At 72.0% G+C, this 232-nt stretch carries 1 protein-coding gene; it reads right to left on the minus strand.

Translation table 11 applies throughout. The features are described from left to right. Positions 1-232: Gfo/Idh/MocA family protein (locus tag SB658_RS27905; protein WP_410603841.1), on the minus strand; the 232-nt coding region annotated here is incomplete at both ends.

Consider the following 232-nt stretch of genomic DNA (forward strand, 5'->3'; position numbering starts at 1 on the left):
GTATCGGTAGATGAAGGGCACGGCGGCCACGCGCCCGGAGGCCTCCGCGGCGTCTGCGAGCGTCCTCGCGTCGTGCGCGGTCGTCGCGAGGGGCTTCTCGCAGACCACGTGCTTGCCTGCCTGCAGAGCGCGCAGGGCCAGCTCGGCGTGCGTCGCGTTCGGGGTGCAGATGTGGACCACGTCGATGTCGGCCGCGTCCAGGAGTGCGATGGCGTCGGCCTCTGCACGCTCG

The organism is Bacillus sp. SIMBA_008 (genome assembly GCF_046535495.1).
Lineage (GTDB): Bacteria > Bacillota > Bacilli > Bacillales > Bacillaceae > Bacillus > Bacillus subtilis.